This is a genomic window from Lachnoanaerobaculum sp. MSX33, assembly GCF_000512995.1.
Lineage (GTDB): Bacteria > Bacillota > Clostridia > Lachnospirales > Lachnospiraceae > Lachnoanaerobaculum.
The window spans coordinates 1-14,292 of record NZ_AZXX01000070.1; the positions used below are offsets into that span (position 1 = coordinate 1).

The 14,292-nt window shown below is 32.7% G+C and carries 12 protein-coding genes and 1 pseudogene; 7 read left to right on the forward strand and 6 right to left on the reverse strand.

Annotated elements, in window-relative coordinates:
- Positions 1-17: 17 nt before the first annotated feature.
- On the reverse strand, positions 18-362 hold the full coding sequence (locus HMPREF1495_RS07855; protein ID WP_007594869.1) for a choline-binding protein A: 345 nt from the start codon (positions 360-362) through the stop codon (positions 18-20).
- A 720-nt stretch (positions 363-1,082) separates the two neighbouring features.
- Positions 1,083-1,997 (reverse strand): ketopantoate reductase family protein, encoded by a 915-nt coding sequence (locus HMPREF1495_RS07860; RefSeq protein ID WP_051402821.1) that lies wholly within the window; start codon positions 1,995-1,997, stop codon positions 1,083-1,085.
- Positions 1,998-2,605: 608 nt separating this feature from the next.
- Here HMPREF1495_RS07860 and HMPREF1495_RS07865 point away from each other — a divergent pair.
- The 5 genes from HMPREF1495_RS07865 (at position 2,606) to HMPREF1495_RS14340 (ending at position 7,536) form a co-directional block, all read left to right on the forward strand.
- Positions 2,606-3,292 (forward strand): response regulator transcription factor, encoded by a 687-nt coding sequence (locus HMPREF1495_RS07865; RefSeq protein ID WP_034213530.1) that lies wholly within the window; start codon positions 2,606-2,608, stop codon positions 3,290-3,292.
- A complete protein-coding gene (locus HMPREF1495_RS07870) occupies positions 3,282-4,271 on the forward strand; it encodes a sensor histidine kinase (protein WP_034213533.1) in 990 nt (329 codons plus the stop codon). Before HMPREF1495_RS07865 ends, HMPREF1495_RS07870 begins: the two co-directional genes overlap by 11 nt.
- A gap of 167 nt (positions 4,272-4,438) precedes the next feature.
- The gene (locus HMPREF1495_RS07875) at positions 4,439-5,194 is read left to right on the forward strand and encodes an ABC transporter ATP-binding protein (RefSeq protein ID WP_034213536.1); all 756 of its coding nucleotides are present in this window, start codon (positions 4,439-4,441) and stop codon (positions 5,192-5,194) included.
- Positions 5,175-7,055 (forward strand): FtsX-like permease family protein, encoded by a 1,881-nt coding sequence (locus HMPREF1495_RS07880; protein WP_242832876.1) that lies wholly within the window; start codon positions 5,175-5,177, stop codon positions 7,053-7,055. The genes HMPREF1495_RS07875 and HMPREF1495_RS07880 overlap by 20 nt, the downstream gene beginning before the upstream one ends.
- A 157-nt stretch (positions 7,056-7,212) precedes the next feature.
- Positions 7,213-7,536, forward strand: a complete 324-nt coding sequence (locus tag HMPREF1495_RS14340) for a nitrous oxide-stimulated promoter family protein (protein ID WP_084544514.1) — start codon at positions 7,213-7,215, stop codon at positions 7,534-7,536.
- Between the two features lie 11 nt (positions 7,537-7,547).
- On the opposite strand, the gene HMPREF1495_RS07885 is transcribed toward HMPREF1495_RS14340, so the two are convergent.
- Together HMPREF1495_RS07885 and HMPREF1495_RS07890 are read right to left on the reverse strand one after the other, a co-directional pair.
- A complete protein-coding gene (locus HMPREF1495_RS07885; protein WP_034213547.1) occupies positions 7,548-7,922 on the reverse strand; it encodes a DUF2500 domain-containing protein in 375 nt (124 codons plus the stop codon).
- Positions 7,923-7,932: 10 nt separating this feature from the next.
- Positions 7,933-8,709: a suppressor of fused domain protein gene (locus HMPREF1495_RS07890; protein WP_198013553.1), complete on the reverse strand. Its 777-nt coding sequence runs from the start codon at positions 8,707-8,709 to the stop codon at positions 7,933-7,935.
- 244 nt (positions 8,710-8,953) lie between these two features.
- Here HMPREF1495_RS07890 and HMPREF1495_RS14345 point away from each other — a divergent pair.
- Together HMPREF1495_RS14345 and HMPREF1495_RS07900 are read left to right on the forward strand one after the other, a co-directional pair.
- Positions 8,954-10,684 (forward strand): annotated as a pseudogene (locus tag HMPREF1495_RS14345) (ABC transporter ATP-binding protein/permease).
- A complete protein-coding gene (locus HMPREF1495_RS07900) occupies positions 10,684-12,147 on the forward strand; it encodes an amino acid ABC transporter ATP-binding/permease protein (protein ID WP_242832878.1) in 1,464 nt (487 codons plus the stop codon). Before HMPREF1495_RS14345 ends, HMPREF1495_RS07900 begins: the two are co-directional and overlap by 1 nt.
- On the opposite strand, the gene HMPREF1495_RS07905 is transcribed toward HMPREF1495_RS07900, so the two are convergent.
- Together HMPREF1495_RS07905 and HMPREF1495_RS07910 are read right to left on the reverse strand one after the other, a co-directional pair.
- Complete coding sequence (locus HMPREF1495_RS07905; RefSeq protein WP_156912992.1) at positions 12,101-12,937, reverse strand: hypothetical protein; 837 nt, start codon at positions 12,935-12,937, stop codon at positions 12,101-12,103. The two genes, HMPREF1495_RS07900 and HMPREF1495_RS07905, sit on opposite strands and share 47 nt — an antisense overlap.
- Positions 12,938-13,188: 251 nt before the next feature.
- Positions 13,189-13,929, reverse strand: a complete 741-nt coding sequence (locus tag HMPREF1495_RS07910) for a DNA alkylation repair protein (protein WP_034213541.1) — start codon at positions 13,927-13,929, stop codon at positions 13,189-13,191.
- Positions 13,930-14,292 lie beyond the last annotated feature (363 nt).

The window sequence follows — 14,292 nt, forward strand, 5'->3', positions numbered from 1 at the left end:
CCCCCTTTATCTTTATCCTACTGTATTTTGGTCATTTTACCGGTGGAGTCCACATAGTAATTGTCGATCCACTGATCCACAGCTAATGTTCCATTGTCATTTAAGTAATACCAAGAGCCTGAAGACTTAATCCAACCTGTCTTCATGATGCCGTTCTTATCTAAAAAATAAGTCTGATCATTGTAACTGATAAAGCCTGTAGCGGGTTTACCTGAACCATCAACAACTTTCCACTCACTGCCTGTCTGACTCCATTTAAAGGAGTTAGCGTCTGTAATTTTCATGGCAGCATAGCCGGGTACAGCAACAGTCATGGAAATAGTGGCAGTAAGCAATAGCATAGATATAGTTTTCTTAAACATAACTGACCTCATTTTCCATCAATATATTCAAACTACATTTTTGTAGCTTGTTCTATCATTATAGCAATATTTTTTCGATTGAAAAGGGAATAAATATAATGGTAAGAAACTGTAAGAAAAAAGAAAGAGATTTTAGGGGAGTTTTTATTTTTGAATTAAAAAAGGATATACAAAATGTTACACTATACACGGGTAAACTTATGGAGTATAACACACCCTTGCTCCGGCATAATTCTTCGATGATTTCAAAGATTCGAAATTTAGTTGCAAAAATCTGCTACCACTTATAATCTCTTAAACAGCATTCTGCTGTGTTTTTTGTGGTCGGCACTGATTTATATACTCACCTTATTTTATTGTATGATTATATCAGAAATATTGTATTTATGCGAAATTATCAACAAAGTCCACTGGTTATAAAAAAATTATGAATATTTTTTAGATATTTATATTTGGAAACACAATTCTTTCTATGTAAGCTGCCTTTGTCCCGGGTGCAAGGGCTGTTGGAGCTTGATATAAAACTTTCTAAAGACGAGCAATTGGCTGTTTTAAATATAAACAAGACTATACTGAAAGTGACAGAAATGTCACTTTTTGTTATGTCTATAGATTTTTCAAAATCTAACATTCCTGTATTATTGGCGCATAAAAATAAAAAGATTTAGGCTGAACTAAATTGGTAAAAGTTTTTAATTTAGCTTTTTTTCAATATCTGCTCTAATCTGTTCTGATTATTCCTATGAACCCAAGTAAAATAAGTCTTTCCAACATATACTTATAAAACTCCCTATGCAGTCCTATCATCTCACTCCTTGCCTTCATCGAATGCCGGTACATAAATTTATCACTGAAACTGCTTTTAAATAAAAATCTTAAAGCAAAAGCTAATATCTTAACAGGTACTACTATAAAAATATTAAGCTTCCAAGGAGAGATCTCTCCCAAATCTTTTTTCAAAAAGATAAAATTTCTTTTTAATCTTTTTGCTGTTTTTTGTAGTATATTTTTTTCAAGTCCCACCTTTTTAGGACATACAGCTTCATAATATGCATCTGCAATAGGTATTACCATTGCTAAATGACAAAGTTGCCACTTATACATATCTCTTATTTCCTTATAGGGGATTTTTGATTTTTTAAATATTTTGGCAAGATATTTGCTTCTTTTGGTCTTTACACCTGTGATTTCTCCAAATGTTGTTAACTGTATAAATCTTGGAGTAAGTGAAGCATACAGTATATCATCGGTGATGCTGCCCCCTGCTCCCGGAAATGCGGGAAGTATCCTGCCCATACCGGCTATTTTCTCAAGTTCTTGATATTCAAAAAGGTTATTTACCATAGTTACTATACATTTACTTTTATTTGTTCTTAGTTCCGTCAATGCTTTTTTAAGTTGATCGTTTCTGACTGTCAGGAAAATAAAATCATAAATATCAGTATCTGAAAGTTTTGAACATAGCTTAACTCTAGCTTTTTTGATATTTTTATTTTCTAAATATAACAGTCCCTTTGATCTTAGCTTTTCTAATCTGGGACCTCTTGCATAGATGCTGACATCATAACCCGCATTGGAAAATATTACCGCATATAATGAACCTATTACACCTGCTCCATATATTAATATTCTCATACCCATATTGTTTTGATATCCTTTCATCAATAAAACATTTGATTCAAATATATCATATAAACACTATTATTACCATTCTGGTTATCGTACACGGGTAATATATTTCCATTGTGAAAAATGCTGAAAATTATTTTTCAATTTTATTAGGATTGATTCGGTTAGTGTAGTTTTTGTCGGTAAATTTACGTAAATACAACATTTCTGATTTGAGTACATGAATCATATTTCCGGTAAGATTGAATAGTTTTTAGCCTTACAAGAAACATTATGTAAGGAAAAGGATGAGTTCTATGAGATCTTATGCAATATCAACAAGCTATGTATAAAGACGGAATAGCAACTAATAATGAACCTTGACAGCTTAATAAATACTTACAAACTCTGCCTGAGAGAAGTCCACCTACTTTTAGATGTATCATGATTGTTATAGCGTCATGGACTAAGTTTAAATATTTATATCACAGTTTTTAATTTAAATATTGTGCCGTGAATAATTCAGGTTAATGTTTAAGTCTTTATAAAATCTTCAACATATATCTATTAACTTGACAGGTAGATAAATGTTATACTATAAAATATTTTAAAGACTAAATTTAAAGGATAAAAATATGACATTTAAAATATGTATGATTGAAGATGATTCCGATCTTGCAAATATTGTAAGGGAACATCTTATAAGATATGATTTTGAAGTTTTTATTTGTGAAGATTTTAAAAATATTGATAAGTTTATTGAAAAGCACAGCCCTAATTTAATCCTGCTTGATATCAATATCCCATACTATGACGGTTTTTACTGGTGTAGCGAAATCAGAAAAGCGACGAAGGTTCCCATCATATTTATGTCTGCAAGAACCGAGGATTATGATCAGGTCAGGGCAATTATGAGCGGAGGTGATGACTATGTTACAAAACCGTTCTCCTATGAACTTTTACTTGCAAAAATCAATTCTCAACTCAGAAGAGCCTATGGCGAATACTCCGGAGGAGAATCGGCGCTTGAACTTGGAGACTGCTCCTTTAATAAGCTGCGCTTTACACTAAAATGCAAAGATAATCAGATTGATCTTGCAAAAAATGAGGCAATCTTAATAGGTATCTTGTTTGAGAGCTATCCAAATGTGGTAAGTCGTGAGAAAATACTTTCTGAAATCTGGGACAGTGATATGTTTGTAGAAGAAAACACCTTGAATGTAACTGTCAGCAGGGTAAGAAAGAAGCTTAAGGATCTGGAATCCGGACTACAGGTAATAACCGTAAGGGGTATGGGCTATAAGGTGGAATATGAAAAATAAAGATAGCTTAAAATTATTTTTTTCAGACAATATCTTACTTTGTATGATTGTATTCCTGACACAATTATTTTTCTTTGGTATCTTATTTTTTATTAAGGGAATATGGTTTGATGAGATTTTTTATTTCGGATTCTTAGTATTTTTTATGTTGAGCTTATTTATTTTAATCAGGCTTTATAAAACAGGTAGGATATATGAAAAGTTCTTACTAAAAAGCCCTATTTTAAATGATTATCTGATTGAAGAGCCAAGAAGTGAACTTGAAAAAAATTATAATATAATGATTGAGGAAATAATAAAAAATAGCAGCGATAAGGAAATAGCACAAAAGCAGGATAAAAGAATACAAAAGATTATGATATACAGATTTGTCCATCAAATGAAAACACCTCTGTCGGTGTTGAAGCTTATTTGTGAAAATCACAGTGATGAGGATGATTATAAAAAGATAGGCAGAAATATAAATACTTTGGAATACAATCTGAATCAAATCCTTGATATCTACCGTTTGGATGAATTTAAAAATGATTTTGTATCCGAAAAAGTAGCTCTTAAGAGTATTTGCAAGGAATGTATCAATAGCTTAAAGGATTATTTTATAACATCTCAAATATATCCGAGGCTTGATATAAATGATGATATCTATGTGTATTCAGACTCCAAATGGTTGAAATTAGTTATTCACCAGCTCCTCACCAATGCGGTAAAATACAGTAATATCGGTCAAACAGTAAATGTAAGTGCGCAGAAAAATGGAGATAAAGTTTACCTCTCTATCATTGACCATGGTATAGGAATAGAGTCTGCTGATTTGAAAAATATTTTTGAACTGTTCTATATAGGGAAAAACGGAAGAAATAATGCCGATTCCAGCGGAATAGGACTTTATATAGTCAAAAAGGTCAGTGAATATCTGGGACATAAAATAGAGGTGAAATCAAATATAGATGACGGCACAACAATGACCATTATTTTTTAATAAAATCCATATACCGGTAATATTACAAAAATGTAAGCTTTTGTAATATTACCGGATTTTTATTTTATATTTCATCTGCTAAAATCATGGCATAGATTAAAATATTTAATTTAAAAAGACCTTGGAGAGGGTTATTAAAACTACTACTAAAACTTTTGGAGTAAAATATGATATTAAAAGTTTCAAATCTTGAGAAAATATATAAGGGAAAGATATCATTCAAAGCCCTGGAGAATATAAATATGGAAGTTTCCAAGGGTGAATTTGTTGCTATAATGGGCCCCAGCGGAAGCGGAAAAAGTACCTTTTTAAATACTATATCCACTATTGATAAACCCACTTCAGGTTCGGTTTTAATTGCGGGTAAAAATCCCTATGAAATGAATTCCAAACAGCTTTCAACATTCAGGAGAAAAGAACTGGGCTTTGTATTTCAGCAGTTTAATTTAATAAATACCTTAACAGTCGGAGAAAATATAATACTTCCTCTTACACTTGATAAGGCTGATATTAAAACAATGAAAACAAAACTTGAAGAAATCAGTGAACTTCTTGGTATCTCCCATTTACTTCATAAAAGGACCTATGAAATATCAGGGGGACAGGCTCAAAGAGTGGCTATAGCAAGGGCTGTAATAAATGAACCTTCCATACTGCTTGCAGACGAACCGACCGGTAATTTGGATTCAAAGGCGGCAAAGGATGTGATGAAGCTTTTTAAAAAACTTAATGAATCCATGAATGTAACCGTTATTATGGTAACCCATGATCCCAATATCGCATCATATTCAGATAAAACCTATATCATAAAAGACGGCAATATTTATCAGGAGATCATTAACAGAAATGATGATAAAAACTATAAAAGAGAGATAATGAACACTATGAGTTTGCTTGGAGGTGATGAAATTGACATTATTTAATTTTGCATATAATAATATAAAAAGAGATTTTAAAACTTATTTATATCATTTTTTAAGCTGTGTATTCTCTGTTTTTATCTTCTTTTTATTTTCAAACCTTGCCATGCATCCGGCATTAAAAATAGTGGATTCGGGAAGCACTATAGGTATTATATTATTTATGGCAAGTATAATATCCATGCTTTTTTCCTTTGTACTGATTTTATATTCTGTGGGCAATTTTTTAAAAAACAGAAGTAAACAATTTGCAATACTGAATATTATAGGTGCAAGTAACGGGCAGTTTAATACACTGATTTTTTTTGAAAATATAATAATTTCAATATTTGCACTGCTTATCGGAATAATAATGGGATTGATTTTTTCAAAAATATTTTTAATGATTGCACAATCACTGATAGACGGATTAAATTTATACTTTTATTTTCCTCTTACTCCGCTGATACTCACTATTTTTTTAATGGGCGGATTGTTTTTACTTATATCATTGATTGCTCCTGTGATTTTAAGAAAGAAAAAAATAATAGACCTATTAAAAAAAGAAGAACTGGCTGAAAAAAATCATTTTCTGCTTTCACTGACAGCTGTTATTATTATATTGCCCATTACAATTTATTTACATATACAAAAGAATTTTTCCGGCTTTATCTATATATTTGAAATACTTGCCGGTATAAGTTTTTCATACTTTATTTATAATCTGATTTTTAATATCTATAATTTTTTTATGGAAAAAAGCGGGCGTATTTATATAAAAAATAATTTGATAAAGTTAAGTAATTTTAAGTATAAAATAAATACAAATATAAAGACCATGGCAGCCTCTATGATATTATTTTCCATAATACTGACCTCCTTTGTATATATAGTGGGTGCACCGCTTAGTATATCAAAAGATACTCAAAAGATAATGCCCTATTCATATATGTATGCAAACTGGGAAGATGAGGAAAAGGGTGCAAAAAAGGCTGAGCTGATATCAGAGGAACTTAAATCTATAGGTAGCTTTAAGGAACTTACAATATCCTATGCCAAGCTTAAAAACAAGGTAAGAACGGTAAGACATATTATTTTATCCAATACTATGTATAATGAAGTAGCTGATTTCTTAAACAGAGAAAAGATAAATCTCTCAGATAATGAATATTTCCTTATAGGCGTGGATGGCAAAAAAAATCCTGTTTTATCCGATACAATAAAGGATTTGATTTCGGGCTATGGCATCACTAAAGAAGCAGGATTCGATAAAAAAATAATTTCAATATCCGGCTATTTTACAAGTGTTACCGTTGTTTCGGATAAAAACTATGAGTCATTATCACAGGTTTTGGTAAAAGACAGAATATATGCTTTTACACAGAGTGATTTAACAAATGGAAGTATTAAAGATTTGGAGGCTCTAAAAAATATTATAGGATTTGAAGATGGGAAAGAAAGCCTGATGTCTTACAGTCTTTATTATGATATTGAAAACCTTACAAGAAGGCTGGTTTCCTATGTGGGAAGTATACTATGTATATCCTTTTTAATAGGAATAGCAAGTATTATCTACTCAAGACTTTACTCCTTTGTGGATGAAGAAAGTAAAAAATACAGTATTATGATAAAAATAGGACTTGGCAAAGCCGAGTTAAAGGATATACTTGCAAGTACATTGAGATGGCTTTTCGTTCTTCCCTTTATGACGGCGCTTGTTATATCATGGATAATTATAGGCATTATAAATCAATTGACATTAACCTCCTATACAGGTCTGGCTGTAATTTGCAGTTTTATATATCTACTTACAGAATTGATTTTATATATAATTATAAAAAGAAAATATCAAAAGAAAATTTTTGATAATATTTATGAAGCATAATTAAAACTCGGTTTTTATACACTACCCTGCCTTTATCAATGTAAAAGTTTTCGTTTCTATTGATTTATATCTATTCTATAAGTATATTAAAGATATGAAGTGTAAAGCGGTAATCATCACTCCTATATCGAAAGGATAAAGATATGAATTTAAAAAAATACAAAAGAAAAGGCAGGGAGAAATTCAGTTGGTTAGCCAAATGGTAGAACTATATTGTCGTGGAAAGCATCAGAGACTTTATAACAAAAAATTATGTCACGAGTGTCAAGGGCTTCTGGATTATGCCCGTTTACGAATCGAGCATTGCCCTTTTATTGAAAGTAAAACTTTTTGCAATACATGTAAAGTACATTGCTATGCAAACCAAATGAGACAGAAAATAAAAGAAGTTATGCGATACTCAGGTCCTCATATGGTATTTTCTCATCCTTTTGTATGTATCCGCCATGCTTTTTCTACTCTGTCTCAAAAACAAAAATAATTAAATTATATTTAAAAATATCTGCTAAAACTCAAAAATCTACTTCCTTGAAATGAAAGCTTACCTCTATCTTTTATTGCTAATTGTCCGTATTCAGTGCCGCTTATTTTAAATTCCATACGATCACCGCTTTCTACCTGAAACGCAGCATAATAGATAGTAGGTCCCGGTAAAACCATTGAGGCGTTTCCACCCATATGATTATTAAAAGAAACATCAGTTCTTTTTGAAACAACCTCCGCTTCAACATCAAGCCTTGGAGAATGATTATTTTGATTCCATGTCTTAATATTTTTTACAATTATAAAGACAAACATGCCAATTATTATAAAGAACACCATATTGAACATTAACCTAAACATATTATAATCAAATGCAAAGTCCATATGTTCTCCTTTATACATATTCCTTGCTTCTTTTCAAGTCTGTAATCAGCAGTGGATTATCCTCTCTGATCTTATCCATCAACTCTTTTCCTCTTTTTGTAGTCGGGTTTTCAAAAAGCCAGTCAAGCTCTCTTTGAGTAATGCCAATCATTTGTAAAAACTCAACTATGCCATGCTCTGTTTCTATGCTTCCAAGCTGTGGATCCGGAGCAAAGATAATTCCTACAAGCTTTGTATCGGTTTCAATTCTAATCGGTGAATTGGCAGGCATAAAATGATATGCTTCAAAATATTCCCCTGTTTCATATACATATCTTGCAATATTTTGCATAAGATTCATTGCCCAATAAGGCTCATATTTGGCAATACTTCTATCCGGATTTTCTGCATCCTTATCACCCTCAAATGGCACAAGTCGCATAGTAAATTCACATCCCCAGCGACTGAAATCATTACCTACACTCTCCGGCGTATAATAAAGCTCAGACATTCCAAAGCTGACCACATGTCGATGAAACTCCTGTGAAGGATTATCATAAATACTTATTCCGTCCAAAGGATCCTTACCACCCAAAAAATATTTTATAACCGTACCATAATGTCTTTCTACAGTATCAGGATAGACCTTTCTTAATGCGGCATCAATAGCATCCCAACCCGGAGCCGCCCCGTCTTCAGAACCATATTTTTCTATATAAGCTTTTCTTTCAGGAGTCATTTCCAACTCTTCCCCTTTATTGTCGGAATTTAACTCATCTATATTGTTTTCATCATTCTTTAAACTCATATCTTCACCTTTATCTTTCTTATCAAAATACAATTTATTGACAGTATAGCACTAAAATCCTGTATATTCGACAAATTTATTTTAAATATATTATGAACATAATATTCTCACTCTATTTCCCAAAAGATATTAAACATGCTATTATTAGTATGAACTAACTTATATATTCCTGTAAAATAATATACTCTGCTTGATGTACTTGTGGATATATTATCTGTTACAGCAGCAAAGGGGGTATTTATTCATGATCAAAATGAGACTTATCAGGCTTTTGAAAGGCTCCGGAAAATATATCCTTTACCAAGTTCTTTGGCAGTGGATATCCTTGATTGCACAAATCGTAATAGCAATCAATATAACACAGCTTATTGATAATTCCTTTTATAACAAAATTTCAGATAGTAATATTGTAAAAGTTATTATCACCGTGATTACAGGTGTTTTTATACGAGTCTTATGCGACCGCTTTTACACCGATGCAAGCTTTCATGCAGGTGCAAATGTAAAAAGGGTATTGCGCAATCAAATATATGAAAAGGTGCTTCGACTTGGTCCTGCATATAGAGAACAGGTACACACATCCGAAATTGTTCAGATGGCAGGAGAAGGTGTGGAACAGCTTGAAGTATACTTTAGCAGATACTTGAGTCAATTTTTTTATTCATTACTGGCACCGCTTACATTATTTACGGTTGTAATGAGAATAAGTATGAAATCGGCAGTAATCCTTTTAATTGCAGTTCCGCTTATTCCGGTCGTTATTATGCTTGTAATGATTGTTGCCAAAAGACTTCTTAGCAGTTACTTTGATATTTATTACGGACTTGGAGACAGTTTCCTTGAAAAGCTTCATGGAATGACCACGCTTAAGATTTATCAGGCTGATAAGGCGGCGGCAGATGATATGGACAGGGAATCCGAGCAGTTTAGAAAGATTACCATGAAGGTCTTAATGATGTAGCTAAACAGTACTTCCGTCATGGATATTGTTGCCTATGGCGGTGCTGCCGTCGGAATAATCAGTGCATTGACACAGTTTTATAGAGGGGAAATATCACTTTTTGGTATGCTTATGATTTTATTCCTCGCCGCCGAATTCTTCCTTCCCATGCGAATACTTGGAAGCTTTTTCCATATAGGAATGAACGGTATGAAAGCAAGTGATCGTATTTTTGCATTTATTGACCTTACCGAACAAAAAAGGGGTAATAAACAAATTGATGATAATAATATAAGTATATCAATAAAAAATCGCTCCTTCTCATATGAACCTACCAAGGAAATCAGTATGAATATCCCTCCAAAATCCTTTGTTTCACTTATCGGAGTTTCAGGCTCCGGTAAATCCACCATTGCCGGCATAATTATGGGTAGAAATCCGCATTATAGCGGCAGCTTAAAAATAAATAATTATGAACATAATGAGCTTACAAGCGAAAGCATTATGAAGAATTTTACCATGGTCGGACATAGCAGTTGGATTTTTGCAGGTACTGTCAGAGAAAATCTTTTGATGGGAAATCCGAATGCAAGCGTTGTCGAAATGAATGATGCACTGCAAAAGGTTAATCTTCTTGATTTTATCAACTCTAAAGACGGTCTTGATACAAAGCTGACTTCAAATGCCGGCAATCTCTCCGGAGGTCAAAAGCAAAGATTATCACTTGCAAGAGCATTGCTTCACAACACTCCTGTATATATCTTTGATGAGGCAACATCAAATGTGGATGCAGGCAGTGAGGAGATTATTATGAATGTAATTCATGAACTCGCAAAAGAAAAGACCATAATACTTATATCACATAGACTGGCAAATGCGGTAAAAAGCGATAATATCTTTATGCTAAAGGATGGAAATATAGTTGAATCAGGTGTTCACAGCGAACTTATGGCTAATAAATCCGCTTATGAAAAGCTGTTTACAGAGCAGATGAATCTTGAGAATTTCTCCAAAAGAAGGGAGGAAATGGGATAATGAAAGTAAATACAAGAAGATCCGGTTTTTCAATTATGAAAAGTTTGATTGTATTGGTAAAGCCCCTGACCTTTGTTATGATACTCGGTATTTTACTAGGTGTTTTGGGATTTTTATGTGCCATCTTCCTTACAATTACAGGGGGCTATGGCATAATAAAAGGTCTTTATACTATAGGAAATATTTCAATACCCGGTAATATAGTAATTTTAGACTCACTCTTTTCCGGGAATTTATTTGCCTCTCTTATATTGATGGCTGTTGCAAGAGGTATTTTGCATTATGGTGAGCAATATTGTAATCATTACATTGCCTTTCGCATACTTGCCATTATAAGACATAAGGTTTTTGCAGTGCTTAGAAAACTCTGCCCTGCAAAGCTTGAAGGAAAGGAAAAGGGAAATCTTATTGCAATTATTACAGGAGATATTGAACTTCTGGAAGTGTTTTTTGCACATACAATATCACCTATAGCCATTGCCTTTATCACCTCACTTATAATGGTAATATTTATAGGTATGCAGCATCCTCTTGCAGGTCTTATCTCACTTTTAGCCTATCTAAGTGTAGGAATCGCTCTTCCGCTTTGGAACGGGAGTCGCAGTGTCGATGCCGGAATGAACTTTAGAAATAATGTAGGTGAGCTGAATAACTTTGTTATAAACAGTATGTATGGTGTGGATGAAATTTTACAGTATAATCAGGGCAAAGTCAGATTAAATGAAATGAACGAAAGATTACTCAGGCTCTCAGATACTCAAAAAAAGCTGAGTATATTCGAGGGTTCTCAAAGGTCTGCCACAAATCTTTTTATTCAGCTGTTTTCCTGGGTGATGTTTTTTAGTATGCTGGTTTTATACAGGGCTGAAAGCATTTCTTTTCCACAAATGTTGATTGCAACCCTTGCAATGATGAGCTCCTTTGGACCTACTGTAGCATTATCCTCCCTTTCAAATAATTTAAATCAGACTTTGGCATGTGGAGAGCGTGTGCTTTCACTTCTTGAGGAAGAGCCTGCCGTTAATGAGGTATCCGGAGAAGAAAACATACAATTTAACGGTGCAAAGCTTGAACAGGTAAACTTCTCCTATGACATCGAACTTATACTTGATAATGTATCACTTGATATAAAAAAAGGGCAGGTACTTGGAATTCATGGTGTAAGCGGTTCCGGAAAATCCACTCTTTTAAAGCTTTTAATGAGATTTTGGGATGTAAATACAGGAAAAATTTTTATCTCAAAGAAAAATATAAAGAATATAAATACAGATAATCTTCGTGAAATGACAGGCTATGTAACTCAGGATACCATTATGTTTAGGGGCAGTATTGCAGATAATATAAGAGTTGCAAAACAAAATGCCACCATGGAAGAAATTCAAAATGCCGCAAGGAAAGCAAGTATTCACAACTTTATTACAAGCCTTCCAAAAGGCTATGAAACCTTTCACAAATTATTCTGAAATCATCATAGATACTACCTGTGCCTGTATCCCTTCCTACCAACACCTTAGCATTAGAAGCTGAAATATAGTTGTATATTGATGCCGGATATATTTGTGTTTGTTTTATCTTGTATACATTTCCTGAATCATATAGGGTTGCGCTAAATTCAGTATTTAAAGGTATCCATGTTCTAATATCCTGATTAGGTATACTTCCGCTAATATCCGGTATCAAAGTATTACCCGATTCATCCACATAATGTATGGTATAGTTTAACGGTACAGGTTTTTTTACACATTTTATAAGATAATATGTTTGAACAGGTGCATCCGGGCCTACCATTACCTTAGCATCAGTAGCTGAATTATATACATAATTTGCAGGAGGATATGCCTGCTGCTGCTTTACTATATATTCCGTTCCCGGATCATACAGAGTCGCACTAAATTCCATATTCAGATCCTTCCATTCATTAGTGTAAGCCACTCCGTAACTTGATGGTATAAGCTCATTACCCGCTTCATCCACATATCTGATACTATAAGAAAATCCTTGTGTGGTGCATCTCACTGTATATGGTGGTGCAATAGTCACATCAGGCCCGAAAACCGGCCAATGCGGTCCGTCATTAGCTCTGAATTTATTATCTGTAGGATTATAAGTGCCTCTTGAAGGATCAATATCACTTTGAACTATATCTGTTCTATACACTTTTCCATTTACTCTAAATTCATTATCAAGCAATACTTCATACTCAGTTATACCACCTCCATAACTGATATGAGCTGTAATCTCTAATAAGTCCATTGAGATCTTAAACCCACTGCATACCGCTCCATCAAATCCCTTACTTAACTTGTAAAGCAGGATCTCCAATAAACTCTTATTGTATTCATAACATCTTTTTTATCTGAAGTATATTATCCGGCGGATAGTTTTCAAGCAAATACCCCAATATTATCTGATGAATACCGACAAATACAACAAAAAAAGCATTTATTATTTATGCATTACACACAAACAATAAATGCCTTATAAATATTAGTTATTTTATTGCTCTATTCTTCTTTTACATTTCTTGAACCATGTTTTATAACCCACTCACACTCTTTACTGATATTTTCACTTTTCCATTTGTTTATTATAAAGTGGAATTTATCCGGATCTTCCTTATACAAATCATTTAAATTGTTTGCTACACTTTTTTGTATATATTTATCCTTGTCATCCTTTAAATTACTTAAAATATCAAAATATTCATCAAAGTATTCCAAAGCTGTAAAGAGCTTTTTTGCCCATGGAAGTCTTATCCTTAAACATTCGCTTGAGAGCCTTCTAACTCTCTCATGTTCATCCTTGCTCCAATCCTTTAATATTTTCAATGCTTTATCAGGATTTTTGTTAATCAAAGGTCTCATACAATACTCTGAGGTGAATCTTTTTGTAAGTTCCTTGCTGAAATCTATGCTCACATCAAAATACTCATCTCCATAAAGTTCAACATATTTACCGATTGGCCACAACCACCAGCCTTCCGTAAATGCGCCGCTATTACCCCTTAACTCATCTCCCAAAATCTTAGTAAAAATATCAATAACATCCTTATATTCCACATCAAATGCTTTATCTAATGCCTTAGCCACAAGTTCCTGTCTTTGATTAAATTCAAGCTCCTCTATACTGCTCTTAGTTAATTCAAAAAATTTCTCTTTATTAAAATCCTTAGTTACTGCCGAAATCTTATCGGCAAGTTCTTCCAGATAAGGAATATTATAATAATCCTTTACTTTTATACCCATTATTTATAAATCTTTCTATTTGTAATATACTTTTGCAAATCCTGTGTTATAGATTTTACCTTAGTAATAATTATTTCTCTACTATAACATAACTTCCATTTTTATAACATACATTTAAATTATTATACCTAAAATCCTCATCCTTAAAAGCATTCAATAATGTATGCATAAAAATCCATGTGTTATGACTATAACATTTTCTCCATCTTTGCAAAGTATAAATACAAAACTTTCTGTATGCTCTCGAGTATTAAATCTCCCTTATCCTATACTTTTAGATATGAATTCAAAATTCATAATAACTCCTAAACAAAAAATCTATCTGAAGTTTTTATTATATTTACAATTTCTTTAATATCTAAA